Below are 25,848 nucleotides of genomic sequence, written 5' to 3'. Positions count from 1 at the left end.
GGCTGCCTCCGGCAGCCACGCGGCCTGCAAGGCACACCAGCGGCCCGGCGAAGCCGGTTCCGCGGTGTCCCTGGCCTTTGCCGTGCGGTTTCATGTGTCGCGGGTGGCGCGCAGCGCAATGGATCACTGAAATGCAAATCACTACCGAACCTCTGGTCGAATTCAAGGACATCCGCAAGGCTTTTGGCGGCGTTCATGCCGTGGACGGCGTGAACCTGAATCTGTACCCAGGCGAAGTTGTCGCCGTCTTGGGCCACAACGGCGCCGGCAAATCCACACTCATGAAAATGCTGGCCGGAGCTTTCCCGATCGATTCGGGCGAGATCCATGTGATGGGGCAGAAAGTAAATCTCCGGACCCCGGCCGATGCACAACACCAGGGCATCGAGACCATCTACCAGACACTGGCTCTCGCCGACAACCTGGACGCCGTGGCCAACCTGTTTCTGGGCCGTGAAAAAATGACGGCCTGGAATACGCTGGACGACTACTTCATGGAGGCACAGGCACGCAAGGTGTTTGGCCGCCTGAATAAAAACTTCACCAACATCCACACCCCGGTGCGGCGCCTGTCGGGCGGGCAGCGCCAGGTGGTGGCCATCTCGCGCGCCATTTATTTCAATGCCCGCATCCTGATCATGGACGAACCCTGCGCCGCCTTGGGGCCGGAGGAGTCCGCCATGGTCGCCAACCTGGTGCTCCAGCTCAAGGCCGAAGGCGTGGGCATTTTCCTGATCACGCATGACATGCAGGATGTTTTTTCGCTCAGCGACCGTCTCTCGGTGATGAAAAACGGCCGCCTGATCGGCACTTACCGCACGGCCGACCTGAACGAAGACCAGATTCTCGGCATGATCATCGCCGGCAAGCAGCCGGAAGGGAAAACACAGGCGCCGCAACGCATTGCCTGAACCATGCCATCGGCCATGAAAACCACAGGTGACCAGCAACTTGTCAAACGCATCAACCGCAGTGTGCTGATGCGCTTGCTGCGCAACCAGCCGGGGCGCTCGCGTGCGCAGCTGGCCAACCATAGCGGGTTGACCAAGTCGACGGTCAGCCTGCTGGTGCGAGAACTTATTGATGAAGGCTGGCTCAGTGAAATCAGCATGGCCGCCGTCAACGGTGTGGGGCGGCCCTCCACGCCCCTGCAAATCGACTGCCGGTCGCGCGGCCTGATTGGTGTGGAAGTGGCAGTCGACACCTTGCGTGTGGTAAGCGTGTCCCTGCTGGGGCAAGTGCTGTGGTCAACGCAAGAACCTTTGCGCGGCACCCGGCCGCAAGACGTCTGCAGCCAGATTGCCGACCTGACAGTAGTGGCCCAGGCGCAGCTGGTATTGCGCGGCGCGCAACTTTCAGGTGTGGGCATCGGCCTGCCCGGCGCGTTTGACGAAACCACCGGTGTGGTTCGCTTTGCCCCCAACCTTGGCTGGCGCAACGTGGACTTCTTGCCGCAGATCACTCAGGCACTGATTCATGCAGGCCTGCCTCCGGTACCGGTGCACGTGCAAAACGAAGCCGACACGGCCGCGCTGAGCGAATACGAATTCTCGGAGAACGACGGCAAGGACTCGCTGATTTTTGTGACCTGCGATGTCGGCGTGGGCGCGGGCATCGTGCTCAACGACCGGTTGTTCACCGGCATGCGGGGCATGGCCGGCGAGATCGGCCACAGCATTCTGGAGCTCGACGGACCCGCGTGCTCCTGCGGACGGCGTGGGTGCGCGGAGGCCTTCATCGGTTCGGGTGCTCTGGGCCAGCTGGCGGACGCTCACCGGTCGGGACACTACCTGGGTGTGCTGCTGCAGAACCTGTGGACCACTTTCGACCCCAGCGTGCTGGTGGTGGGCGGCGCATCCTGCCAGCGTTTTCCGGACATGGTGCGGGTTGCCCAGGAGACGCTGCAAAACTACGCCACCCATGCCGGCGTAACCGCTCCGGTGGTGCGCGTGGCGCGTTACGGCCTGCTGGCTTCAGCGGTAGGTGCTGCAGCCCTGGTGCTTCACCAATATCTGCGTCCCATGCATCCGCGCGGCCGCCTCGTAAGCAATGGCCTCCCGGAGGGCTTCAAGCCCGGGGTGGCGGAATTGGCCGCAGCCTCCTGAAACCATTCGTAGGCCCTCGCTGACACCCATCAGCGCATCTACCCGATAAAGCAGCGGCTCCACGGCACGCATAGTGGGGCCACAACATTTCGTGGAGAAGAAAATGTCTTTTGCGCTTTACATGATCGGTTTCGTGATTTTCCTGGCCGGTGTCATCTGGGGCGCCGTGGTGGCCGGCGTGCCACATCTGTACATCGGGATAGGTGCGCTGATCTTCCTGGGGATTGGAATCTTCAGCGCCGTGAGCCGCACGCGCAGCAAAGACCCCTCTTAAGCGGCACGCGCCGGCACTCCAACTATTCCCGCGGCGCTTCCTGCACCATCAAAGCCTGCTGCAACTGCGCCAGCACGGCGCTCGCGGCACGTAGCTGGGCCTCATTCATCCCCTCAGCTAACGCATTGGCCCATACTTTTTGCCCTGCCTGTATGGTTTGCAAGGCCTTGCGACCTTTGGCCGTAAGCCGCAGCAGCTTGGCGCGCGCATGGGCCGGATTGTTTTCATAAGCACTGAGCCCCTCTTCCACCAGTAAATCCGCTACGCGCTGCACGCTTTGCCGCGTCAGGTTCATGGCGCGTGCGATCTGTGCCACCGACAGCGGCGCGTCTTCCACTGCGGCCAGCACCTGCCAGCGCGCCGAAGTCTGCCCGGCCGGCGCCGCCAGCGCATCGCCGGCCGCCGTCAACAAGCCGTTGAGTTGCATCACCTGCACCACCAGCCAGCTCAGGGAACTGGCGGCCGGGGTGCGCTCTACCCCCTCGTTGGCGATTCCCGATTTGACAGCATGCTGTCGTTTAACTATACTTTCAGACATGACAACATTCTGTCATATCCGGATTTTCCCAACAACCTGCAACCGTCAAGGAGTCGCCCCATGCAAAAGACCTATACCGGAAGCTGCCACTGCGGCGCCGTCCGTTTTGAAGCCGACATCGACCTCAGCAAAGGCACGGGCCGCTGCAATTGCTCCATCTGCACCAAAACCCGCAACTGGGGCGCCATCATCAAACCCGACGCATTTCGGCTTCTGGCCGGCGAGAACGAACTGAGCGACTACCAGTTCGGCACCAAAAGCGGCCACCATTTGTTTTGCAGGCACTGCGGCGTGCGGCCTTTCGGTCGGGGCTACGTGGAGCAGATAGGCGGCGACTATGTATCCATCAACATCGCCGCGCTGGACAACGCCGAGCCGGCTGAACTTATCAGCGCGCCGGTCAACTATTCGGACGGGCGCAACAACGCCTGGTGGAACACCCCTGCCGAGACGCGGCACCTCTGATTCATCGCGGGCATTCACCTCCCCTGAACGATGTCGGTCAGGAATTGAGGAAGGTCAGGTCAGGCCTTAGCCCACTACAACGCAACGCGGCTTTCCGTTCGTCTATTTATGCAAAGCGACTGCTTTGCAAAATGCATATACTTCAACGGCCCCTCCCCGCCAGCCCTGCGTTCCCGCCTTCCCGAGGAAAGCCATCATGAGCATCGAAGCCTTTATCTACGACGCCATCCGCACGCCGCGCGGCAAAGGTAAAAAAGACGGCAGCCTGCACGAGGTCAAGCCCGTCAACCTGCTGGCCGACGTGCTGACCGACCTGCAACGGCGCAGCGGCTTCGACACTGCGGCCATCGACGACGTGGTGATGGGCGTGGTTTCACCGGTGGGTGAACAGGGCGCGGTGATTGCCAAGGTGGCCGCGCTCAAGGCCGGCTGGGATTTCCGCGCCTCGGGCGTTCAGGTCAATCGCTTTTGCGCCTCGGGCCTGGAAGCCGTGAACATGGCCGCGCAGAAAGTGCGCTCCGGCTGGGAAGACCTGGTGGTGGCCGGAGGCGTCGAGAGCATGAGCCGTGTACCGATTGGCGCCGACGGCGGCGCCTGGGCGCAAGATCCGGAGACCAACAGCGCCACCCTGTTTGTGCCGCAAGGTATAGGCGCCGACCTGATCGCCACGATGGAGGGTTTCAGCCGCGCCGACGTGGATGCCTTTGCGCTCGAAAGCCAGCAGCGCGCTGCCCAAGCCCGCGCCGCTGGCCACTTCGCAAGCTCCGTCGTACCAGTCAGGGATTTTCTGGGCCAGACGATTCTGGCCGAAGACGAATTCATCAAACCCCACACCACGCTGGAAGGCCTGGCTTCACTCAAACCGGCCTTCGAGCAGCTGGGCGGCATGGGCTTTGATGCCGTGGCGCTGCAGCGCTATCCGCAGGTCGAGCGCATCCACCACGTGCACCACGCCGGTAATTCGTCGGGCATTGTGGACGGCGCGGCCGCTGTGCTGGTGGGCTCGGAAGCCGCCGGAAAAATCCACGGCCTCAAGCCGCGCGCCCGCATCGTGGCCGCCGCCCTGAGCGGCGCCGACCCCACCATCATGCTGACCGGCCCCATGCCCGCCACGCGCAAGGCGCTGGCCAGGGCCGGCATGACGGTGGAGCAGATCGACCTGTTCGAAGTCAACGAGGCTTTTGCCGCCGTGGTGATGCGCTTCATGAAAGAGATGAAGGTGCCGCACCACAAGGTCAACGTGAACGGCGGCGCCATTGCCATGGGCCATCCGCTGGGCGCCACCGGCGCGATGATCCTCGGCACGCTGGTCGACGAGCTGCACAGGCGCAAGTTGCGCTACGGCCTGGCCACGCTGTGCGTGGGTGGCGGCATGGGCATCGCGACCATCGTGGAAAGAATATGACTCCCCCCCGAAGCGCCTGCTGCGCAGCCGCCTCCCCCTCAAGGGGGCAACACCAGCGGCCCGGCAAAGCCGGTTCCGCGGTGTTTTCCGTGAAAACCCTCCTTTCCCAGCCTCTCCCATGAAAACTATCCACTATGAACTGAGTGACGGTATTGCCACCATCACGTTCGACGAGCCCGGCTCGCCCGTCAACACCATGTGCCTGCAATGGCAGGGCGATCTCAGTGAAGTCACGGCCCAAGTGGTGAAAGACAAGGACGCCCTCAAAGGCATCATCCTCGCCTCCGCCAAAAGCACTTTTTTTGCCGGCGCTGACTTGAAGGCCGTGATGCGCCTCACACCGGCCGACGCGCCCAAGGCCTACGCAGAGATCGAACGCGTCAAGAAAAACTTCCGTACCCTGGAAACGCTGGGCATCCCCGTGGCTAGTTGCCTTAACGGCACGGCACTGGGCGGCGGCTGGGAAGTCGCGTTGGTCGGCCACTACCGCGTGGCGGTGGACGACCGTAAAACGCAGTTTGGCCTGCCCGAGGTCACGCTGGGCCTGCTGCCCGGTGCCAGCGGCGTGACCAAGATGACGCGCCACCTTGGCTTGATGGGCGCGCAACCCTATCTGGTCGAGGGTAAAACCTTTAACCCACGTGAGGCGCTTGAGCTGGGCCTGGTGCACGAGCTGGTGCCTGATGCTGCCGGGTTGCAAAGCAAAGCACTTGCCTGGATCGCCACCAACCCCAAAGCCCAACACCCTTGGGAAGCCAGAGACTACAAAATCCCGGGTGGCACACCGGCCAGTTCCAAGATCGCCGCGGCGCTCAGCGTCGCGCCCGCCATGCTCAAAAAGCAGACGCGCGGCCTCTACCCCGCGCCTGCAGCCATCCTGGCCTGCATGGTGGAAGGCACACAGGTGGACCTGGAGACCGCCTTTCGCATCGAAAGCCGCTACCTCGCCAAACTCATGACGGGCACCAATGCCAAGGCCATGATCAACACCTTTTTCTTCGACATGAACGCCATCAAGAGCGGGCAGTCGCGGCCCAAAGGCGTAGGGCGTTTCAGGCCTGCCAAGGTCGGCCTGCTGGGCGCCGGCATGATGGGCGCGGGCATCGCTTACGCACAGGCCAGCAAAGGCATTGCCACCGTGCTCAAGGACGTCAGCCAGGACAAGGCCGAAGCCGGCAAGGCTTACAGCAGCAAGATCACCGCGCCGCGTGTGGAGAAAGGCCGCATGACGGCCGCCGAGCAAAGCGCCCTGCTCTCTCGCATCACCGCGACCGACCAGGTTGCGGAACTAGCCGGCTGCGACCTCATCATCGAGGCCGTCTTCGAGCGGCGCGACCTCAAGGCCAAAGTGACGCAGGAGGCCGAGCCGTTGCTGGCGCCCGGCGGTTTCTTCGCGTCCAATACCTCGACCCTGCCCATCAGCAGCCTGGCCACGGCAAGCGACAGGCCCGAAAAATTCATCGGGATCCACTTCTTCAGCCCGGTCGACAAGATGAAGCTGGTCGAGATCATTCGCGGCAAGCAAACCGACGATGAAACCGTGGCCTGCGCCTTCGACTATGTGCAGGCCCTGGGCAAGATCCCCATCGTGGTGAACGATGCGCGCGGCTTTTACACCAGCCGCACCTTCGGCACCTTTGTGATGGAAGGCGCGGCCATGCTGGGCGAAGGCATTCCCGCCGCCGCGATTGAAAATGCCGGCATCCAGGCCGGCATGCCCGTCGGCCCGCTGGCCGTGCTGGACGAAACCGCCTTGTCACTGAGCGTGCACGTGCTGGACCAGACACGCACCGACTTCACCACAGAAGGCAAGACCTACACCGCCACGCCCGGCGAGCTGCTGGTCGAACGCATGGTGAAAGAGTTGAAGCGCCCCGGCCGCGCCAGCGGCGGTGGCTTTTACGACTACCCCACCGAGCCAGGTGCGAAAAAACACCTGTGGCCCGAACTCAAGTCCCTGTTTGAAAAACCCGGCGCCGCCTGGGACATCAACGAACTCAAAGACCGGCTGCTTTACCGCCAGGCTGTGGAGACTGCCCGATGCCTCAGCGAAGGCGTACTGACCACCGTGCATGACGCCAACATCGGCTCAATTTTCGGTATCGGCTTTCCGGCCTGGACCGGAGGTGCGATGCAGTTTATCTACGGCATGGGGATTGACGCCTTTGTCTCGCACTGCGACGAACTGGCCGAAAAATTCGGGCCCGGCTTTGCGCTGACGGATGCGGTCAAAGATGCGATCCGCCAACATCAGCCGGTTTACTGAGCTGCTTCGTTTAACTCACCCTTCCTCCCATTCATCTCATCGATCCATATCCAATATCCACTTCATGCCAAGACTCCAAAACAAGATCAGCATCATCACCGGCGCCGCCCAAGGCATTGGCCTGGCCACCGCACTCAAGTTTGCCCAGGAAGGCGCCATCGTCATCGTCTGCGACGTGAAACAAGCCGGTGTGGATGAAGCCGTCAAACAGTGCCAGGCCCTGGGCGCGCAGGCCGTTGGTTATGTGATGGACGTGACCCAGCGCTCCATGGTGGATGCAGTGGTCGGCGAGGTCAAGGACCAGTTCGGCCGCATTGATGTCCTCGTCAACAACGCCGGCATCACGCAGGATGCGAGGCTGCAGAAAATGACACTGGAGCAATTTGACAAGGTGATCGACGTGAACCTGCGCGGCGTCTTTCACTGCGCGCAAGCGGTGGCCGACACCATGACAGCGCAAGGCAGTGGCGTGATACTGAACGCCAGTTCAGTCGTCGGCATCTACGGCAACTTCGGCCAGACGAATTACGCGGCCAGCAAGTTCGGCGTGATCGGCTTCACCAAAACCTGGAGCCGCGAACTGGGCCCCAAGGGCGTGCGCGTGAATGCGGTGGCCCCCGGTTTTATTTCAACGCCCATCCTCAGCACGATCCCCGACAAGGTGCTCAAGGAGATGGAAGCCCATGTGCCGCTCAAGCGCCTGGGAAGGCCGGAGGAGATTGCCAATGTCTATGCGTTCCTCGCGAGCGATGAGGCGAGTTATGTCAATGGGGCTGTGATTGAGGTTTCTGGCGGGATGTCGGTCTAAGGTGGTATCGCGAAAGCGACTTTCGCTGTCGGGAACCATGCTTGACCGAACAATCAAGCGAAAATTCCACTCATGACAATCTGCAATATAGATATAGCTTTTTAGTTCTTTGGGAGACACGGGGGAATCCCCAAAATGCACCCACAGATGGTCACAAATCCGAACTCCGTAGTTGACGACCTCATCGATCGCATCACTGAGATCGTGCTGCGAACCTATGAGGTTGATCAACTCTTGCCGCACGAAAGCGCCGAGCGCCTCTCGCTTGCCGCGCATGAACTTGTGAGCGCCATTTCGACGGACACAGGGCAAATCGAGTTCTCCTGTGAGCTGACCCTTGCTGCTCACGAAAGGAAAAGCGCATTCCTGGTAAGGGTGCAGGGCCAGGCCGCCTATGAAACCCCGATCTGGCGCATCAATGAAATCTATAACGTAGTTGTGGACCCGCTTGACCGCGGGGAGTCCTTATTTACCGACCTGCAGTAGATTCACTCGATGGTGACGGCAGAAGGGTTCATCTGCCGCAGCCACGCCCCGGGCGACAAACCCACACTGCCCTTGAAGCGCCGGCTGAAATGGCTCTGGTCGGCAAAACCGCAGGCGGCAGCCACCTCGGCCAGGCCCTGCCCGGCCAGCATGGCTGACTGGGCGCGTTCGATGCGCACGGCATTGAGGTAGATATGCGGCGGTACGCCAAACTGCCGGGCGAAGGCGCGGGTCAGATGAACACGCGACAAGCCGGCCTCGCCTGCGAGGGCATCGACGGTGATGTCCTGGTCGAAGTGGCTGCGCAGGTAGTCGCGAATGCGGGCCATGCGCGCAACGCCAGCCGGCTTCACTTCATCGCCTGAGCGCCGCTCGCCATAGCGCTGCAGCAAGTGCACCAGCACATTGCGCGTAAGCTCTTCGGCACGCAGCGACTCTTGCGCCTGCCCGCCTGCGCCTATGGCGCGCGCCAGCGCGCGGCCCATGGCGGCGTCGCGCACCACAGGTTGGCAAAAATAAGCCGCCATGTCGAGGCCGGCTTCCTTGTCACGGCATTCGTTCACCACCTGCTGCGACACATACAGCATGCTGTAGCCAAAACCTTCCTGCGTGCCGCGCTGGCCGTCGTGCGGTTCGTCGGGATTAAAAAGAATCACATCGCCGCGCAGACTGGCGTGCAGCGTGCCGCCGCAGTGAAAGGTCTGCACACCGGAGGCGGTGACCCCTATGGAATAGGTTTCGTGGCTGTGGCGCTCGAAGGTGTGCTCAGTGAAGTGGGCGTTCATCTGAGTCACGCCGGCCAGTGCGCCGGGACGAAAGCGGGCCCAGTCTTTGGGCGTGGGGGCCTGGGCGTCGTGCATGAAACAATCGTAAAGGAAACAATCGTACAAGACGCAGCAGCCCTGGACAAGGAAACTCCCTCTTCAACCGCACTCAACCGCCATGAAAGAGGAGTTCACATGAAAGAAGCCGTAGACCTGCAGACCAAGCTCGCGACCTTTGAAGGCCACTGGCAGCCGCGCACCGTGAGCGAGTTCAATGGGCACGACGTAATGGTCGTCAAGGTCCAGGGAGAATTCAGCTGGCATTCGCACCCCGAGAGCGACGATTTCTTCCTGGTGCTCAAGGGCGAGCTACACATCGACATCGACGGCCAGCCCACCGTCACGCTCAAGCCAGGCCAGCTGTACGTGGTGCCTCGCGGGGTGCGCCATCGTCCGCGGGCGCCGCAAGAGGCGCACCTGCTGCTGATTGAGCCGACCGGCGCGCCCAACAGCGGCGATGCAGCCACAGCGGCGCCGCGCCGGGTGATCTGAGGCCGGGCTGCCGAACCAGATGTGTTGCCAGAAGATGCCACATACTTGACTTTGTCAATCAATTGATTGACGATATCTACCATGATCTCGTCAATCAATACCACCGCCTCAAGCACGCCTGCCCCGCTCCAGACTGGAGCGCCCCCCGCTTCTACAGCCCACGTCAAGGCCGTGCGAAGCTTTAACCGCTTCTACACCCAGCGCATCGGCGTACTGGACCCCTATCTGGACAGCGAGTTTTCGCTGACGGAGGTGCGGGTGTTGTATGAGCTGGCCCACCGCGACCAGCCCACAGCCACGGAGCTGGGGCGCGACCTGGCACTGGACGCGGGTTACCTGAGCCGCATCCTGCGCCGCTTCGAAAGCCAAGGCTGGCTGGCGCGCGCGTCTTCGCCGGCGGACGCGCGGCAAAGCCTGCTGAAGCTGACCAAGGCCGGCCACGCTGCATTTGCGCCGCTGCAGCAGCGCTCCCGCGACGAGGCCGCCGCCCTGCTGGCCGCGCTGGCGCCGGACCACCAGCAAAAGGTGGTGACGGCCATGACCACGGTGCAGCGGCTTTTGGCCAGCCGCACGGAACCTGCCGCGACACGAACCGTGCTGTTGCGCGACCCCGGGCCCGGCGACATCGGCTGGGTGGTGCAGCAACACGGTGAAATTTATGCGCGTGAATACGGCTGGAACAGCGAGTTCGAGGCCCTGGTGGCCGATATTGCCGGCAAATACCTCAAGAACCACCAGCCGGAATGGGAGAAGTGCTGGATAGCCGAAGTCGACGGTGAGCGCGCGGGCGCGGTGTTTGTGGCGCGTAAATCAGCCACCGTGGCCCAGCTGCGCATGTTGATCCTCACGCCGCAGGCGCGCGGACTGGGCCTGGGCGGGCGACTGGCCGACGAGTGCATCGCATTTGCGCGCAGCAAGGGCTACAAAAAAATGGTGCTCTGGACCAACAGCTGCCTGGACGCAGCGCGCGCCATTTACGCCAGGCGTGGTTTCAAGCTGACCAGGAGCGAGCCCTACCATGGCTTTGGGAAAAAAAACCTGGTCGGCGAAACCTGGGAGCTGCGGCTGTAGCCGCCATGCAGGGCATGTCGGGCGCCGGCCCGGAAATTCATGCCATTTTGGCCTGCAGCGCATATTCGGCGGGCGCAAGCAGCTATCTTATTAATAGCAAACGGCGGTCCTTGGTCTCCTGTGCGCAGGCTGTGGTGCATCGATGAAGCGGCGATAATTGGTGCATGAGCACCCCTCCCGCCGAAGACCACCCGAAACCCCGATCCCTCTCCGACCTTTTCATTTCATTCACCTTGCTGGCGCTTCAGGGCTTTGGCGGTGTACTGGCTGTCGTGCAACGCGAGCTGGTCGAAAAAAAGCGCTGGATGACGCGCGAGGAATTCATTGAAGACTGGGCCGTCGCGCAAATCATGCCCGGACCCAATGTAGTCAACATCTCACTGATGATAGGTGGCCGCTACTTCGGCCTCAAGGGCGCCCTGGCAGCGCTGGCCGGCATGCTGACGGTACCGCTGGTGCTCGTGTTGCTGCTGGCCGTGGTCTATGCCCAGTTTGCCGGGCATCCCGGCGTGGCTGGCGCGCTGCGCGGCATGGGCGCCGTGGCAGCAGGGCTGATCGGCGCGACCGGCCTGAAGCTGTTCGGCGCGCTCAAGAAAAACGTGCTGGGCCTGCAGCTGTGCGCCGCGTTCGGTGTGGCCTGTTTTGTGGCCATCGCCCTGCTGCGCTTTCCGCTGGCCTACGTGCTGCTGGGGCTGGGCGGCGTGGCCTGTGTGCTCGCTTACCGCAGGCTGGCACCATGACCGAGTCGCTGCACCTCGTCTTCGGCGCTCGGGAATGGTTTGACCTCTTCCTGCATTACCTCTCGCTGTCGCTGCTGTCGATCGGCGGCGCCATCACCACCGCACCCGACATGCACCGTTTCCTGGTCGACAAGCAGCACTGGCTAACCGACGCGCAGTTCAACGCGTCCATTGCCATTGCGCAATCAGCCCCCGGGCCGAATGTGCTGTTCATCGCTTTGCTGGGGTGGAATGTGGGGCTGAACGCGGGGGGCATGCTGACCGGGCTGCTGGGCGTTTTCCTGGCGATGCTGGGCATCCTGATTCCCAGCACCACCCTCACCTACCTGGCCGCGCAGTGGGGTCACCGCAACCGCGAACTACGCGCGGTGCGGGCTTTCAAGCAGGGCATGGGACCCATCGTGGTGGCCTTGCTGATCGCGACAAGCTGGATATTGGCCACCGCCAACGGTAGTTCGCTGAAAGACTGGCCGGTGTGGCTGCTGGCGGCCACCACAGCCGTGATTGTCTGGCGCAGCAAAATCCATCTGCTGTGGCTGCTGGGCGCTGGCGCATTGCTGGGCTGGTATGGGCTGGTCTAGCAACCCGTTTCGGGGCGGCTACTCTGGTTTGCCGCGCCGGTGAAAGTACACCATGCGCGCAGCCTGCCGCATGGGTTCGGTGTCCAGGGCCATATTGAAGATCCAGTCGGCCTGAAAGCGGTCAAACAGCCAGCGCAGCGTGCGCTTGGCGCGGAACTTCGGGTAGTGCCGCACCAGCCCTTGCGCTGGATCAGCCGGGTCGCTGCCATCGGCCGAACCACCTTGCAAAAAGGCGGCTACCGCGCTGCCCACCGCGTCGCCATGCTGCAGTGCCGTGTGGATGCCACCAGCCGTCACGGGCGACACCATGCCGGCGGCGTCACCGACCAGCATGACGCGTGCATCAGACACCCGCTTCAGCACCCCGCCGCAGGGAATCATGCCGGCGCGCGTCGCCAACGGACTTGCGTTGCCGACATCCACATGCGGCGCGATTTTTTCCATGAAAGCGCCCATCCACGCCTGTTTGGCAGGCACGGACGCGCCTGAGGGGGACATCCGCCTGGCCAGCCCGATCTGGTGAATGCCGGCACCCGCAACAGCCCAGCCGATGTAGCCGGGCGCGAGCTGGCGGTCTATGAAGCAGTGCAGCAGGTTGGCATCCAGCCGGGCCTGGCCGTATTCATGCTCGATGCCGAAGAGAAACTGGGTATTGAGCGACAGGCCCAAAGCCTTGGCCACACGCGAATGGGGGCCGTCGGCGCCGACCAAATAGCGAGCCTGCAGCACCATCGGCTCCTGCGATGCAACCGACTTGACCGACACGGCCCAGCCGCCGCTGTCTCGCGCAGCCTGCTCGAACAGCGTGCCGCCCAGCAAGGTGACACCGTCCGCCACGACGGACGCACACATCCAGTCCAGCAGGGCCGGCGTGTCGGTTGCCCAGAAGTAATAACCGGGCGCGTGCAGATCGACATGGCGAAGATTGGGCGAATAAAGCCTCACGCCGTCCACCTGCCGCACCAGCGCCGCGGGCACTTGCTGCAACCACGGGATGGTGTCTATGGCATCTTTCACGATGATGCCGGTGGTGTGCAGCTTGTCGCCGGAAGAAGTCTTCTTTTCGACAATGGCGACCTGCAGGCCCGTTCTGGCCGCGGCGCGCGCGCAGGCCAGCCCGGCAAAACTGGCGCCTATGACGACCAGGTCGAAGTGCTGCGGCGTCGTCATGCCCTGCGCTGGCGCAGGGCTTCGTACAGGCACACACCGCTGGCTACGGACACATTCAGGCTTTCCACCGCGCCATGCATCGGGATGCTGACCAGCTCATCGCAAGTCTTGCGCGTGAGCTGGCGCATGCCCTCACCTTCAGCGCCGAGCACCAGCGCCACAGGGCCTTTCAGGTCCACGTCGTAAATTGTTTTTTCCGCATCGTCGCTGGTGCCTATGCACCAGATGTTGCGTTCCTTGAGCTCGCCGAGGGTACGGGCCAGGTTGGTCACCATGAAATAGGGCATGGTTTCGGCGGCGCCACTGGCGACCTTTGCGACGGTCGCATTGATACCGGCCGCGTGGTCCTTGGGCGCGATCACCGCATGGGCGCCGGCGCCATCGGCCACACGCAGGCAGGCGCCGAGGTTGTGCGGGTCGGTCACGCCGTCGAGCACCAGCAGCAGCGGCTGGGCAACACCGGCTTCTTCGAGTTGCTCCAGCAATTCGTCGAGCGATTTGACCTGCGCCAGTGCGTCGACCCGGGCCACAACACCCTGGTGGCCGTGGCTGCCGCACATCTTTGCCAGGCGCAAACCGTCGGATTCGATCAGCCGCACACCCGCCTCCCGGGCCCGGTCCGTGAACTGGCGCATGCGCGCATCGCGGCGGGACACATCGAAAAACACTTCCAGGACGGATTGGGGCGCTGTTTTGATACGAACGCCGACGGCATGGAAGCCAAAAAGCACTTTGGGAGAAGAAGACATGGCAGCGATTATCACTGTTGGCCGTAATTGGCATTACTACCGGTGTATCGGGTGCGACGAGCGGGGCACAATGGCCCCCGGGCAGGACTAAAATAGTAACAATTTGTTGGACCTGCTGAATAATCCCGCTCTGCTGACTGCAGGGCACCTGGAGGCGCTATGGGCTTGAGACTGAAATTCAATTTGGTGCTGGTCGTGGTTTTTTTGGCCGGCTTTGCCGCGGCCGGCTACATCTCGCGCCAGCTGCTGCAGGACAATGCGCGCGAAGAGGTGCTGCGCAACGCCCGCCTCATGATGGACACCGCGCTTTCCGTACGGGCCTACACCGTCGAGCAGATCAAGCCGCACCTGGACAAACAACTCGAGGAAGTGTTCCTGCCCCAGACCGTTCCGGCCTACGCCGCCACCGAAACGCTGGGCCACATCCAGAAAAAGTACCGTGACTACGGCTACAAGGAAGCCACGCTGAACCCGACCAACCCGCGCGACCGCGCCACCGACTGGGAAGCGGACATCGTCCAGCAATTTCGCCAGAATGCCGAATCGAAAGAACTGATTTCCGAGCGTTCCGCCGCCACGGGCCGCCTGCTGTACATTGCCAAGCCCATCCAGATCACCAACGCGGCGTGCCTGCAGTGCCACAGCGTACCGGCCAATGCGCCCGCCAGCATGATCAAGGTCTATGGCGAGGCTAACGGCTTCGGCTGGAAACACAACGAAATCATCGGCGCGCAGGTTGTCACCGTTCCCATGGACATTCCCATCCGCAACGCAGACCGCACCTTCAAGACCTTCATGGCCTCGCTGGCAACTGTCTTCGCCGTAGTTTTTGTCGTACTTAACCTGATGCTGAGCTGGCTCATCGTGCGGCCTATCCGCCGCATGTCCCAGGCCGCCGACAAGGTGAGCACCGGTGACTTTGATGTACCGGAATTCGCTGACGGCGGCAAAGACGAAGTGTCCGTGCTCGGCGGCGCGTTCAACCGCATGCGGCGCAGCCTCGAAAAAGCCATGCAGATGATCGACCACGGCGCCTGATGTCCAGCCGGGCTCAATAATTCACAGGCACCCTCAGCCCCCACGAATCGATCCCACGAATGGAAGAACCGGAAGAAACAACGCAAGCCCTGCCCGTGCGTCCCACAGGCGGCGAAGGCAAGGACGCGGCTGCGCTTCTGCCGGGGCAAACCGTTTTTGAATATCGCATCGACAAGATGCTGGGCGGTGGCGGCTTCGGCATCACCTATCTGGCGCAGGACATCAACCTGCAGCTGCCGGTAGCCATCAAGGAGTACTTTCCCGGCGACCTGGCCGTGCGTTCGGAAGACCTGTCGGTGCACGTGCGCTCAAGCGCGAACAACGGCCAGTTCAATTGGGGGCTGGAGCGTTTCCTCGACGAAGCGCGGGCGCTGGCGTCCTTTCGCCACCCGAACATCGTGCGGGTGCTGCGTTACTTCAAGCAAAACGGGACCGCCTACATCGTCATGGAATACGAGTCCGGCGACCCGCTCAAGCGCTGGCTGGCCAGGCAGCCGGCGCTGGACCAGCAGGGCCTGCTGAAGATCATCTACCCGTTGATGGACGGGCTGGAAGCGGTGCACAAGGTGAATTTCCTGCACCGCGACATCAAGCCGGACAACATCTACATCCGCGCCGACGGCACGCCGGTGCTGCTCGACTTCGGTGCCGCCCGGCGCGTGACCGGCAACCACGACATGACCAACATCGTGAGCCCGGGCTTCGCACCGTTTGAGCAGTACCACAGCAAGGGCCACCAGGGGCCTTGGACGGACGTCTATTCGCTGGGGGCGGTGATGTACTGGATGACGACGGGCCACAAGCCCATGGAGTCGGCCTCGCGGGTGCGCGAGGACACCATGCCCAAGGCGGCCGACACGGCCAGCGCGGTGGTCTTCGGTGCGCCCCTGCTGCGCGCCATCGACTGGGCCATGATGCCCAACGAAACACAGCGCCCGCAGGACGTCGGAGCCCTGCGCCAGGCCCTGATCAGCTCGGACTTTCTCAAGACGCAGACCATCCGCGCCGCCAACCCGTCGTCCAACACAGCCGCCATTGCCCCGGTAGCGACGGTAGCGCCGCAGACCGATACGTCAACCACAAAGACAAGCAAGCTGCTGTCCGAAAGCGCCGTGCTCGCCTACGCGGCCAATTCCCAGTCCATTCCGCTCAACAGTGCCGAAAACCTGCGCAAGAACGTACTGGGCACGATCATGTTCCTGGACCTGGTGTCCTACTCCACCTATTCGGTCGACCAACAGGTGGCACTGAAGACCCTGTTCAACGAACTCATCACCAAGGCCATCGGCGGCGTGAAGGAGTCGTCGCGGATCATGATCGACACCGGCGACGGCGCGGCGATCTGCTTTCTGGGCGACCCCGAAGAGGCCCTGCAATCGGCCCTGCTGCTGCGCGACCTCCTGGTACAAAAGTACGGCCGCAAGCTGTCCCTGAGGGTGGGCCTGCACCTGGGACCGATCCGCATGGTGTTTGACATCAACAACCGCGTCAATGTGGTGGGCGACGGCATCAATGTGGCCCAGCGCATCATGGACTTCTCCAGGCCCAACCAGATCGTGGTCTCGCGTGCCTATTACGACGTGATTTCACGCATCACCGACAGCGCCGCCAGCCTCTTCGACTACCTCGGCCCGCACATGGACAAGCACCTGCGCTCGCACGAGATCTATGCGGTGCTGGACCCGAACGCCGCACCGGCCGCGCCGATGTCCCGCAACATGGAGTTCGAGCACACGGCATCGTTTGCCGCGCTAGCGTCGCTCACCCCGGAAATCGCGCTGGAAATTGAAAACGAGCTGGCCAAGGCCATCGGGCCTCTGGCCAAGGTGCTGGTCAAGAAGGCCATTCCGCGCACGGTCAGCGCCCAGGGGCTGCGCGACCTGCTGGCCATTTCCATTCCCGATGCGACAGCCCGCGAAGCCTTCCTGAAGCCGCGCCACGCCAGCGCGACGGTGAATTCGGGGCTGCATGGCGCCAGTGGCCCGTTGCGGTCCACCGGCGGCAGCAGCAGCTACAGCCGGCCCATTTCCTCGACGTTTTCCCGCCCCTTGCGCAGCGACATGAGCAGGCCCCTGTCCACGTCGGCAACGACATCCGGAACGACCTCGGCATCCTCCACATCCATCAATGTGCAGAATTTCAATGCGGAGCTGCAGGCGCAACTGGAACGCGCGCTCAGCCAGCATATCGGCCCGCTCGCCAAAACCCTGGTGCGCAAGGAAGCAGCCCGGCAACTTACCTTTCTGGCACTGATCCACGCCTTGGCCCAGCAGATTGACCGGCCTGATGACCGCGCGAAATTTCTGGCGGTAGCGCAGAAAATGCACGGGGGGCGCTGAGCGCAGCTTTTTTCAGCCTCGCATACGCTATGCTTTTGATAGCTGCCTGCGCACGATGAAAAAGGCCTCCAGGCCATTTCCCCTTAAGATTTTCGCCCGGGATATTTTCGAAATCACTCCGGGCTGACACGCCCCGCATCAATGGTGATGCGCCGCTCGCAGCGCGACGCGATGGCCTGGTCATGCGTCACCAGTACCAGGGTCGTGCCGAGTTCGCGGTTGAGCTCAAACATCAGCGACATCACCGTCTCGCCGGTGGCAAAGTCCAGGCTGCCTGTCGGCTCATCGGCCAGCAGCACCGCCGGCTGCACCACAAAAGCGCGGGCCAGTGCCACACGCTGCTGTTCGCCGCCAGACAACACTTTCGGATAATGGCCCAGCCGCTCCCCCAGACCGACACGCTTGAGCATGTCGGTGGCCAGCGAGCGTGCGTTTTTGGCGCCCGACAGCTCCAGCGGCAGCATGACGTTCTCAAGCGCCGTCAAATTGCCCATGAGCTGGAAGCTCTGGAAGACAAACCCGACCTTCTGCGCTCGCAGGGCGGCCCGGTCGTCTTCGCTGATCGCAAAGATGTCCTGCCCCGCCAGCCTGACCGTGCCCTGCGTCGGGGTATCCAGCCCTGCGATGATGGACAACAAGGTGCTTTTGCCGGAACCCGACGCACCGACAATGGCGGCGGTTTCCCGGGGAGCCAGGGCGAAGTCAATATCGCGCAAAATGGCCAATGTGCCGGTGGAGTCGGTGACCGACTTGAAAACATGCTCAACGGAAATAATTGAAGACGTCGGGGACGGTGCGGGCACAGCGGAAGCCGCAGCCCTGGAACCATCATTCACGCCACTCACCACGGGTTCAAACATGTCGGCCTTGTCAGGAAATATGAATTCAGACTTTACCAAGCTTGCCCTTGCGGCGGCAAAGCGTTTGCTAAAACCTTTCGGGGCGCTGCTTGTGGCCGCCGTGATGGGTGGCGGCGCTCCGGCGGCAATAGCGCAAACGCCGGTGCCCAAAGGGGAAACCATTCTGGTGGTCGGTGATTCACTCAGCGCCGAATACGGCCTGAAACGCGGAACGGGCTGGGTGCCGCTGCTTGAAAAACAGCTTGCCAGCGAAAAAAAGACGGCCAAAGTCGTCAACGCCAGCATCAGCGGTGACACCACTTCGGGCGGCAGTTCGCGCCTGCCGGCGCTGCTCGCGCAGCACAAGCCTGCGGTGGTGGTGATTGAGTTGGGCGGCAACGATGCCCTGCGGGGATTGCCGCTGGACATGACCGAAAGGAATCTTGTCACGATGACGCAGGCGTCCAAAAAAACAGGGGCCAGGGTGCTGCTGGTAGGCATGCAGGTGCCGCCCAACTACGGCAGCGCCTACGCGGCCACGTTTTCAGGGCTGTTCGGCAAGATCGCCAAGGCGGAAAAAGTAGCCCTGGTGCCCTTCTTTCTCAAGGGCATTGCCGACGCGGCCGACCCGGTGGCCAACTTCCAGGCGGACCGGATCCACCCGAACGAGCAGTCGCAGGCGAAGATGCTTGCCAATGTGTGTCCCGAACTGAAGAAACTGGTCAAGTGAGCCTGGACCGAATTTCTGCCGAAGAGGCGCTCCAAACGCTCGGGAGTTATTCCGGGGTGATTGACGCCCGCAGCGAAGGCGAATACGCCGAAGACCACCTCCCGGGCGCGGTGAACTGGCCCAGCCTGCGCGACGAAGAACGCAAAATCGTCGGCACCAAATACAAGCAGATCAGCCAGTTCGAAGCCAAAAAACTGGGCGCGGCGCTGGTGGCCAAAAACATTGCCGAGCACATCCAGCGTGACGTGCTGGACAAACCCCGGGAATGGCAACCGCTGCTGTATTGCTGGCGCGGCGGCAAGCGCAGCGGCTCGCTGGCGCTGGTGTTGGACCAGATCGGCTTCAAGGTGACGCTGGTGGACGGCGGTTACAAGGCATTTCGCGCCGCGCTGGTGGCGGATTTGCCGCAGCTGGCCGGCCGCTTTAGCTACCGGGTGGTGTGCGGCCCCACGGGTTCGGGCAAGACCCGGCTGTTGCAGGCCCTGGCGGCCGAAGGCGCGCAGGTGCTGGACCTGGAAGCGCTGGCCAACCACCGCAGTTCGGTGCTGGGCGCCATCCCCGGTGTGCAGCAGCCCAGCCAGAAGGCGTTTGACAGCAGCATCTGGGCTGCGCTGAAACGTTTTGATCCGGCCCAGCCGGTCTACATTGAAAGTGAAAGCAAGAAAGTCGGCAATGTGGCCGTGCCGGAAGGCCTGATCACCGCCATGCGGGCCAGCCCTTGCCTGCAGCTGGACCTGCCGGAGGATGAACGCGTAGCGCTGCTGCTGGAAGACTATGACTTTTTCGTGAAAGACATCGCGTTCTTCTGCGAACGCCTGGGCGCCCTGACGGAAGCACGCGGCAAGGCCGTTGTGCAGGACTGGCAGGCACGCGCCCGCAGTGGCGACGTGGCTTCGGTGGTGCGTGAACTGCTGGTCCAACACTACGACCCGGGCTATCTCCAGTCGATGCAGCGCAATTTTTCCGGGCATGCCACGGCCCGTGTGCTTTCGCCGCAGGACCACAGCACCGCAGCCATGGCCGCGCTGGCGCAAGCCCTGCGGGCTGAAAATTCCGCTCCCTGAAACGACAAACCCGGCAGACCTTTACAGGTATTGCCGGGCTTTTGATTGCCTGCCGTTCTTCCCGGCGTTTGGTTGCTACCAAATCAATAGCTGCTTGCGCTTGTCCATAAAGGGCTGCAGCCTTTTTTCATTAAAAATCGCGGGGACTCAGGGGGCCGGGTCTACAGGCGGGAGGCCACCGGGCGCCTCACCGTCGGGATCGGGCGTATCGGTCCCGTCGTCAGCGGCATCGTCCGGCTTGCCCTCTGCCTTGCGCTTGAGCTTTTCTTCTTTTTTGCGTTTTTTCGCAAGCTCTTTCTGGCGCTTTTCGTAAGAGTAATTGGGAGTTGCCACTGCGTGCTTTCGTGAATAGGTAACCCTTACTGTACTGCATTGCCGTCACGGTATGCCAAGCCTTTGATCAGGCTTTTTCCAGCGCCTGGGCAATGTCCGCCTGCAGGTCCGTAACGGCCTCCAGGCCCACCGAAAAGCGCACCAGACCCCCCTTGTACGGCCATGCCGTGGTGCGCAGGGCCGGTATGTCGTACGGCGCACACAGGCTCACGGGGCCCGCCCAGCTATAGCCCAGTTTGAAGAGCTTGAGGCTGTCACAAAAGCGGTCCACCCGGTCCTGCGTGAACTCCGGCTTGAAGACGGCACTCATCAGGCAGGCGGCGCCCCTGCTGTCGCGCTTCCAGGTTTCATGGCCAGGCGAGCCGGGCAAGGCCGGGTGCAGCACGGCCGCGATTTGCGGCCGGGTTTGCAGCCAGCCGGCCAGCTCCCGCGTCGCGGCATCCTGCGCGGCATAACGCAAGGCCATGCTGTTCAGGCCGCGCAACACCAGTTCAGCATCGTTGCCGCCTATGCCGTAGCCGACGCGCATGTGGCAAAAGTGAACCAGATGATGCAGCGCCTCGTCGCGCGTGACGACGGAGCCCATCAGCACATCGGCACCGCCGCTGGGGTATTTGGTCAGGGCCTGGACCGAAATATCGAGCCCCAGGTCAAATGCATTGAAAGCCAGGCCGGCGCCCCAGGTGTTGTCGAGCGCGGTCACGATGCCGGCGGGGTGGGCATTCTGGTGCGCCTTGATGGTGGCGACCAGCGCCGGCATGTCGGGAAACTCCAGCGTGATGGAGCCCGGCGCTTCGATCCACACCAGCCGGGTTTTGGGGCCCAGCTTGGCGGCCAGGTCGGCCGGGTTCATCGCGTCGTAAAAGCGGTGGGTGATGCCCCAGGCGGCCAGCTCGCCCTGCGCGAAGCTCTTGTTCGGCCCGTAGGCATTGTCGGGAATCAGCAGTTCGTCGCCGGCCTTAAGCAGCGCCATGCCAACCAGCACCACTGCCGCCAGGCCACTGGGCACCAGCGTGCAGTATTTGCCCCCTTCCAGGGTGGCGATGCGCTCTTCCAGCGTGAAGGTGGTGGGGGTTCCGTGCAGGCCGTAGGTGTAGCCGGTCTTGTGCTTCCAGTCGCGGCTGCGCAGCGCGGCGACTGTCGGAAAGGCAATGGTGGAGGCCTTGTAGACCCCGGGCGGTATGGCGTCAAACCCGGCGGGGGGCTTGTAGGGGTGGTGGATCAGGGTGGTGGAAATGTCGGATGGAGAATCGCTCATGCAGCGATATTACGGCAGTTTTCCAGCGCTGCTCAACCCTCGTTCGGGGTAATTCGGCCATCCAGGGGACATGGAATTGGCAAGCAGAAAACAACCCTCCGGGCAGCATCGGCAAGGACCTTATCGCTCCTTGTCGAAATAGCCCGCGTCCGCGATGCCCATCAACTTCACCAACTCGTGGCGCAAGGCCGCACTCTCCGGGCCTTCGGTGCGTAACCCGCGAAATGTGTTGGCACATCTCTGCCAGCGGGATTCGCCACGGGCCACCGCACCAAAGCGTCCTACTTCAAGCGCTGGTCTCGTCGTTTTGAAAAGTAGCTCAACCACCACCCAATATATATCGTCGTCCCCGAATCTTTGCACCGACCGAACCGCACGGAATTCATCGAAATCGTATTCGTCGAAGCTTCTCCCGAGAAAGAGAGATGTTTTCCAATCGCGAATACGCTTTGTCTTTTGATTGACGTCAAAATTGAAACTGCCATGCTGGGAAGTCCATAGCATCCACCATACGGTGCCAACCATCATGAATGTACCGGTGCAAAGGAGAAGCCATGACAACCACGGCTCTGGTGCCCGGCGACCCAAAAACGCGATGAAACCGCCGCTGCAAATCATCAACGGAACCGCCAAAATGAGGAGTATCCAAGCAGCCAAACCAGCAGATGCTTCGGTTTGAAGTGACCTCCAGTTTTGCGGCCCGTCAGTGGACGGCAAGACCGGCGGACTTTGCGTCATGCGGCGCTGATGGGCGTCAAACGGAGATATCCGACGCCTCTAGATCTTCCACTTCGCCATCAACTGCGCGGGTGACAGCGAGTCGTAGCCTTCAAAAGGCTGGTGGATCCATGGATTGGTGGGCAGCAACTCAACCGAATAATCAGGCTGAAAAGTAGACACGCCCTTGGTCCAGATCACAGCGCTGCGCAGCTCGGTGATGGGTTTGTAGTTGTTCTTGAGCTGGTGGATCACGGCGTTGAGCGTGTGGCCGGAATCGGCCAGGTCATCGACCAGCAGCACCTTGCCCGCGATTTCGCCCTTGGGCGTGGTGATGAAGCGGGCGATGTCGAGGTTGCCCTGCGTCATGCCGGCGTCGGCGCGGTAGGAGCTGGTGGACATGATGGCCAGCGGCTTGTCGAAAATGCGAGAAAGGATGTCGCCGGGACGCATGCCACCGCGAGCCAGACACAGGATGGTGTCGAACTGCCAGCCGGACTGGTGGATCTTGATGGCCAGTTTTTCAATCAGGTTATGGTACTCGTCGTAGCTCACATAGAGATGCTTGCCGTCTTCTGTCAACATGAAATGCTCCTGATTTGATAGCTGCTTGCGCCCGTCCCTATTGGGTTGGGTGCATTTTTTGCTGAGGTTTTCTGGCTAGGCGGCGTACGGATTGCGCAGCAGGATGGTGTGGTCACGGTCCGGGCTGGTCGAAATCATGTGGATCGGCACACCGGTGACTTCCTCGATCCGGTGCAGGTATTTCTGCGCGGCAGCCGGCAGCTTGTCGTATTGCGTGACGCCCACGGTGCTCTGGCTCCAGCCCGGCAAGGTCTCATAAATCGGCTTGCAGCGCTCGATCTCTTCAGCGCCCATCGGCAGGATGTCGGTGATATGGCCGTCAAGCTCGTAGCCGGTGCACAGCTTGAGCTCGTCGATGCCGTCCAGCACGTCGAGCTTGGTGATGCACAGGCCCGAGAGGCCGTTGACCTGGGCCGAGCGCTTGAGCAGCGCAGCGTCAAACCAGCCGCAGCGACGGCTACGTCCCGTGGTCACGCCTTTTTCGGCGCCCACGGTACTGAGGTGGTAGCCCACCGTGCCGGGCTTTTCCCAGTCGAGTTCGGTCGGAAAAGGCCCGCCGCCCACGCGGGTGCAGTAAGCCTTGGTGATGCCGAGGATGTAATGCAGCATGCCCGGGCCCACGCCCGCGCCCGCAGCGGCATTGCCGGCCACACAGTTGCTGGAGGTCACATAGGGATAGGTGCCGTGATCGACATCGAGCAAGGTGCCTTGCGCGCCTTCAAACAGCAGGTTGGCACCGGCCTCGTTGGCATCGTTGAGCTCGCGCGAGACGTCGGCCATCATGGGTTTGAGCAACTCGGCGTGGCGCATGGCTTCTGCGTAGACGGTATCGAAGTCGACTGCCGGCGCATGCAGGTAGCCGGTGAGCACGAAATTGTGCAGGTCGAGCAATTCACGCAGCTTGGCGGCAAAGCGATCGGGATATTTCAGGTCCTGCACGCGCAGCGCGCGGCGGGCAATCTTGTCTTCATACGCGGGGCCGATGCCGCGGCCGGTGGTACCGATCTTGGTCGTGCCACCCTTCTCGCGGTAAGCCTCGCGCGCGACATCCAGCGCGACGTGAAAAGGCAGGATCAGCGGGCAGGCTTCGCTGACGCGCAGGCGGGAACGCACCTCAACGCCGGCTTTTTCCAGCCCCTCAATTTCTTCGAACAATTTGGCGGCCGACAACACCACGCCGTTGCCGATATAGCACTTCACGCCGGGGCGCATGATGCCGCTGGGAATCAGGTGCAGCGCCGTTTTCACACCATTGATGACCAGCGTGTGGCCGGCATTGTGGCCGCCCTGGAAGCGCACCACGCCTTGCGACATCTCGGTCAGCCAGTCGACCAGCTTGCCCTTGCCTTCGTCGCCCCACTGGGTGCCCACGACCACGACATTACGGCCCGCGGCTGCGGTTTGTTTGTTTGTCATCTTCAATTCTCGTTAAGGTTTCGGGATAAAGCCGGGCGCAGGCCCTCAAGCGGCTTTTTTAAGGGGCTGGACCACCCATTGACCGGCAGCGTTTGCCAGTTCGCGGTCGCAATCAAACTCATTGACTTCATGTTCGTGGCCGGGCAACACGCAGGCCACGGTTTCGCCGCCCGCGCGCAGGCGGGCGATGGCGGCACGCAGGCCGATATCTTCGCCCCAGGGCGCACGGATGGCTGCCTTGAGGGCCCGAGGAGGCAGCACACTGACCAGCTCTTTGAGGTCAAGGCTGAAGCCCGCTGCAGGCCGGTTGCGGCCGAACACGGCACCGACTTCGTCATAGCGGCCGCCGCGCACCAGTTCGGCGCCCTGCCCGTAAATGGCAAAGCGGGTGCCGCTGTAATAAGCGTAGCCGCGCAGGTCGGCCAGGTCAAAACTGACCTTGACGTCGCCTTTTTCACCCCTGGTGTGTGCGGCCAGCCATTTCAGGTTTTGCAGCGCTGCTTTCAGGCCCGTTGAGGGCGGCAGGATTTTTTCCGCTTCGGCCAGCACTTTCTCGTCACCATAAAGCTGCAACAACGCCTTGAGGCCGTCTCGCGCCGCAGCCGAAATGCCGTCCTTGAGGCTGGCGATCAGGCTGCCGAGCTCGCTCGCGTCCTTGGCCGCCAGCGCGGCATGGATGAGCGCCAGGGTTTTGCCGTTGACGGTGGCGCCAGCCAGCAAGCTGTTGACGATGCGGACATCCGCCATGTCCACGCTCAGTTCAGTGACGCCGGCCGCCTTGAGGCCTTCCAGCGCCAGCTGCTGGGCTTCCAGATCTGCCTCCAGGCCGGCATGGCCATAGATTTCCGCGCCAAACTGCAGCGGTTCACGGGTGGCATGAGGCCGGTCGGCACGGGTATGCAGCACCGGGCCGCAATAGCACAGGCGGGCAACACCGCTGCGGTTGAGCAAATGCGCATCAATGCGGGCTACCTGGGGCGTGGTGTCGGCACGCAGGCCCAGCGTTCGGCCGGAGAGTTGGTCCACCAGCTTGAAAGTCTGCAGATCAAGGGCCTCGCCAGTGCCGGTCAGGAGCGACTCGAGGTGCTCCAGCAGCGGAGGCATGACAAGTTCATAGCCATAGCTGCGGGCGGTGTCGAGGAACAGACGGCGCAGCTCTTCGATGTGGCGCGCCTCGGAAGGCAGGACATCGGCAATTTGATCGGGCAATTGCCATGATGACGACCAGGCGGGCATTGTGATTTTCGTGGGCTGTTAAAAACAGCATTTTACCGGGCTTGAAGCGGGTTTTCGGCCCGCTGAAGGCCCAATGACGCACTCTGGCGGAAATACGTGGCAGTGAGCGGCTTGCCGAGGGAGGCGAAATCAGGCCAGCACAGCCAGCAGGATCAGGCCCGCCGCAATACTGCACAAGCCGAAGAAGCGGATCTGGCCGTTACCCAGAGTGAGAATCTGCTCGAACATGCGGCGCCAGCCGCCGGGAGAGATGAAAGGCAACAGGCCCTCGATGACCAGCATCAGGGCCAGCGCCATCCAGAAGGTGTTGCCGTCCACG

Annotated in this window: 28 protein-coding genes; 16 read left to right on the top strand and 12 right to left on the bottom strand. The window is 62.3% G+C overall.

Going from position 1 to position 25,848, the window contains the following annotated elements; translation table 11 throughout:
• Nucleotides 1-131: 131 nt before the first annotated feature.
• From AC1DZE_RS09300 to AC1DZE_RS09290, 3 genes are all read left to right on the top strand, one after another.
• The gene (locus AC1DZE_RS09300; protein WP_477669379.1) at nt 132-911 is read left to right on the top strand and encodes an ATP-binding cassette domain-containing protein; all 780 of its coding nucleotides are present in this window, start codon (nt 132-134) and stop codon (nt 909-911) included.
• A 15-nt stretch (nt 912-926) separates the two neighbouring features.
• Complete coding sequence (locus AC1DZE_RS09295) at nt 927-2,105, top strand: ROK family protein (RefSeq protein WP_477669378.1); 1,179 nt, start codon at nt 927-929, stop codon at nt 2,103-2,105.
• A 103-nt stretch (nt 2,106-2,208) separates the two neighbouring features.
• Nucleotides 2,209-2,379: a hypothetical protein gene (locus AC1DZE_RS09290; RefSeq protein ID WP_457280702.1), complete on the top strand. Its 171-nt coding sequence runs from the start codon at nt 2,209-2,211 to the stop codon at nt 2,377-2,379.
• Nucleotides 2,380-2,401: 22 nt separating this feature from the next.
• Here AC1DZE_RS09290 and AC1DZE_RS09285 read toward each other — a convergent pair whose 3' ends face one another.
• Nucleotides 2,402-2,917: a MarR family winged helix-turn-helix transcriptional regulator gene (locus tag AC1DZE_RS09285; RefSeq protein ID WP_477669377.1), complete on the bottom strand. Its 516-nt coding sequence runs from the start codon at nt 2,915-2,917 to the stop codon at nt 2,402-2,404.
• 60 nt (nt 2,918-2,977) lie between these two features.
• Between AC1DZE_RS09285 and AC1DZE_RS09280 the strand changes: the two genes are divergently transcribed.
• The 5 genes from AC1DZE_RS09280 to AC1DZE_RS09260 all read left to right on the top strand — a co-directional run bounded on the left by AC1DZE_RS09280 (nt 2,978) and on the right by AC1DZE_RS09260 (nt 8,347).
• Nucleotides 2,978-3,382: a GFA family protein gene (locus AC1DZE_RS09280; protein WP_477669376.1), complete on the top strand. Its 405-nt coding sequence runs from the start codon at nt 2,978-2,980 to the stop codon at nt 3,380-3,382.
• A 196-nt stretch (nt 3,383-3,578) separates the two neighbouring features.
• Nucleotides 3,579-4,787 (top strand): acetyl-CoA C-acetyltransferase, encoded by a 1,209-nt coding sequence (locus AC1DZE_RS09275; RefSeq protein ID WP_477669375.1) that lies wholly within the window; start codon nt 3,579-3,581, stop codon nt 4,785-4,787.
• Nucleotides 4,788-4,905: 118 nt separating this feature from the next.
• A complete protein-coding gene (locus AC1DZE_RS09270) occupies nt 4,906-7,053 on the top strand; it encodes a 3-hydroxyacyl-CoA dehydrogenase NAD-binding domain-containing protein (RefSeq protein ID WP_477669374.1) in 2,148 nt (715 codons plus the stop codon).
• 64 nt (nt 7,054-7,117) lie between these two features.
• Nucleotides 7,118-7,861 carry a 3-oxoacyl-ACP reductase FabG gene (fabG, locus tag AC1DZE_RS09265; protein WP_477669373.1) on the top strand — a complete coding sequence of 248 codons (744 nt, stop codon included), beginning with the start codon at nt 7,118-7,120 and terminating at the stop codon, nt 7,859-7,861.
• Nucleotides 7,862-7,996: 135 nt separating this feature from the next.
• Nucleotides 7,997-8,347 carry a hypothetical protein gene (locus tag AC1DZE_RS09260; protein ID WP_477698099.1) on the top strand — a complete coding sequence of 117 codons (351 nt, stop codon included), beginning with the start codon at nt 7,997-7,999 and terminating at the stop codon, nt 8,345-8,347.
• Between the two features lie 2 nt (nt 8,348-8,349).
• Here AC1DZE_RS09260 and AC1DZE_RS09255 read toward each other — a convergent pair whose 3' ends face one another.
• Nucleotides 8,350-9,207: an AraC family transcriptional regulator gene (locus tag AC1DZE_RS09255; protein WP_477669371.1), complete on the bottom strand. Its 858-nt coding sequence runs from the start codon at nt 9,205-9,207 to the stop codon at nt 8,350-8,352.
• A gap of 99 nt (nt 9,208-9,306) precedes the next feature.
• Between AC1DZE_RS09255 and AC1DZE_RS09250 the strand changes: the two genes are divergently transcribed.
• The 4 genes from AC1DZE_RS09250 (at nt 9,307) to AC1DZE_RS09235 (ending at nt 12,055) form a co-directional block, all read left to right on the top strand.
• Nucleotides 9,307-9,663, top strand: a complete 357-nt coding sequence (locus tag AC1DZE_RS09250; protein ID WP_457280693.1) for a cupin domain-containing protein — start codon at nt 9,307-9,309, stop codon at nt 9,661-9,663.
• 81 nt (nt 9,664-9,744) lie between these two features.
• Nucleotides 9,745-10,734: a bifunctional helix-turn-helix transcriptional regulator/GNAT family N-acetyltransferase gene (locus AC1DZE_RS09245; protein ID WP_477669370.1), complete on the top strand. Its 990-nt coding sequence runs from the start codon at nt 9,745-9,747 to the stop codon at nt 10,732-10,734.
• 164 nt (nt 10,735-10,898) lie between these two features.
• Nucleotides 10,899-11,474 (top strand): chromate transporter, encoded by a 576-nt coding sequence (locus tag AC1DZE_RS09240; protein ID WP_457280691.1) that lies wholly within the window; start codon nt 10,899-10,901, stop codon nt 11,472-11,474.
• The gene (locus AC1DZE_RS09235) at nt 11,471-12,055 is read left to right on the top strand and encodes a chromate transporter (protein ID WP_477649214.1); all 585 of its coding nucleotides are present in this window, start codon (nt 11,471-11,473) and stop codon (nt 12,053-12,055) included. The genes AC1DZE_RS09240 and AC1DZE_RS09235 overlap by 4 nt, the downstream gene beginning before the upstream one ends.
• An 18-nt stretch (nt 12,056-12,073) precedes the next feature.
• On the opposite strand, the gene AC1DZE_RS09230 is transcribed toward AC1DZE_RS09235, so the two are convergent.
• Both AC1DZE_RS09230 and rlmB read right to left on the bottom strand, forming a co-directional pair.
• Complete coding sequence (locus AC1DZE_RS09230) at nt 12,074-13,225, bottom strand: NAD(P)/FAD-dependent oxidoreductase (RefSeq protein WP_477699965.1); 1,152 nt, start codon at nt 13,223-13,225, stop codon at nt 12,074-12,076.
• Nucleotides 13,222-13,974, bottom strand: coding sequence for a 23S rRNA (guanosine(2251)-2'-O)-methyltransferase RlmB (rlmB, locus tag AC1DZE_RS09225; RefSeq protein WP_477649216.1), 753 nt, complete (start codon nt 13,972-13,974; stop codon nt 13,222-13,224). The genes AC1DZE_RS09230 and rlmB overlap by 4 nt, the downstream gene beginning before the upstream one ends.
• Before the next feature lie 159 nt (nt 13,975-14,133).
• On the opposite strand from rlmB, the gene AC1DZE_RS09220 reads away from it, so the two are divergent.
• Together AC1DZE_RS09220 and AC1DZE_RS09215 are read left to right on the top strand one after the other, a co-directional pair.
• Nucleotides 14,134-15,012 carry a c-type heme family protein gene (locus AC1DZE_RS09220; protein ID WP_477669368.1) on the top strand — a complete coding sequence of 293 codons (879 nt, stop codon included), beginning with the start codon at nt 14,134-14,136 and terminating at the stop codon, nt 15,010-15,012.
• Between the two features lie 59 nt (nt 15,013-15,071).
• The gene (locus tag AC1DZE_RS09215; protein WP_477699964.1) at nt 15,072-17,351 is read left to right on the top strand and encodes a protein kinase domain-containing protein; all 2,280 of its coding nucleotides are present in this window, start codon (nt 15,072-15,074) and stop codon (nt 17,349-17,351) included.
• A 113-nt stretch (nt 17,352-17,464) separates the two neighbouring features.
• On the opposite strand, the gene AC1DZE_RS09210 is transcribed toward AC1DZE_RS09215, so the two are convergent.
• A complete protein-coding gene (locus AC1DZE_RS09210) occupies nt 17,465-18,211 on the bottom strand; it encodes an ABC transporter ATP-binding protein (protein ID WP_477669366.1) in 747 nt (248 codons plus the stop codon).
• A gap of 103 nt (nt 18,212-18,314) precedes the next feature.
• Between AC1DZE_RS09210 and AC1DZE_RS09205 the strand changes: the two genes are divergently transcribed.
• Both AC1DZE_RS09205 and mnmH read left to right on the top strand, forming a co-directional pair.
• Entirely contained in the window at nt 18,315-18,920 is a 606-nt protein-coding gene (locus AC1DZE_RS09205) for an arylesterase (RefSeq protein ID WP_477673677.1), read from the top strand.
• Nucleotides 18,917-19,984: a tRNA 2-selenouridine(34) synthase MnmH gene (gene mnmH / locus AC1DZE_RS09200; protein ID WP_477669365.1), complete on the top strand. Its 1,068-nt coding sequence runs from the start codon at nt 18,917-18,919 to the stop codon at nt 19,982-19,984. The genes AC1DZE_RS09205 and mnmH overlap by 4 nt, the downstream gene beginning before the upstream one ends.
• A 147-nt stretch (nt 19,985-20,131) precedes the next feature.
• Here the strand turns inward: mnmH and AC1DZE_RS09195 are convergent, their stop codons facing one another.
• The 7 genes from AC1DZE_RS09195 to AC1DZE_RS09165 all read right to left on the bottom strand — a co-directional run bounded on the left by AC1DZE_RS09195 (nt 20,132) and on the right by AC1DZE_RS09165 (nt 25,847).
• Nucleotides 20,132-20,317 carry a hypothetical protein gene (locus AC1DZE_RS09195; protein ID WP_477669364.1) on the bottom strand — a complete coding sequence of 62 codons (186 nt, stop codon included), beginning with the start codon at nt 20,315-20,317 and terminating at the stop codon, nt 20,132-20,134.
• Between the two features lie 67 nt (nt 20,318-20,384).
• Complete coding sequence (locus AC1DZE_RS09190; protein ID WP_477669363.1) at nt 20,385-21,575, bottom strand: PLP-dependent transferase; 1,191 nt, start codon at nt 21,573-21,575, stop codon at nt 20,385-20,387.
• Nucleotides 21,576-21,695: 120 nt separating this feature from the next.
• A complete protein-coding gene (locus tag AC1DZE_RS09185; protein WP_477669362.1) occupies nt 21,696-22,313 on the bottom strand; it encodes a hypothetical protein in 618 nt (205 codons plus the stop codon).
• Nucleotides 22,314-22,352: 39 nt separating this feature from the next.
• Nucleotides 22,353-22,877, bottom strand: a complete 525-nt coding sequence (locus tag AC1DZE_RS09180; protein ID WP_411877599.1) for a phosphoribosyltransferase — start codon at nt 22,875-22,877, stop codon at nt 22,353-22,355.
• A 75-nt stretch (nt 22,878-22,952) separates the two neighbouring features.
• Nucleotides 22,953-24,293 carry an adenylosuccinate synthase gene (locus AC1DZE_RS09175; RefSeq protein ID WP_457280680.1) on the bottom strand — a complete coding sequence of 447 codons (1,341 nt, stop codon included), beginning with the start codon at nt 24,291-24,293 and terminating at the stop codon, nt 22,953-22,955.
• Between the two features lie 45 nt (nt 24,294-24,338).
• Entirely contained in the window at nt 24,339-25,529 is a 1,191-nt protein-coding gene (locus AC1DZE_RS09170) for an ATP phosphoribosyltransferase regulatory subunit (RefSeq protein ID WP_477669361.1), read from the bottom strand.
• A 129-nt stretch (nt 25,530-25,658) separates the two neighbouring features.
• Nucleotides 25,659-25,847 (bottom strand): DUF2065 domain-containing protein, encoded by a 189-nt coding sequence (locus AC1DZE_RS09165; protein ID WP_457280678.1) that lies wholly within the window; start codon nt 25,845-25,847, stop codon nt 25,659-25,661.
• Between the last annotated feature and the right edge of the window lies 1 nt (nt 25,848).

Source organism: Polaromonas sp. P1_F1 (assembly GCF_056405795.1).
This window is presented reverse-complemented; position numbering and strand designations above follow the sequence as displayed.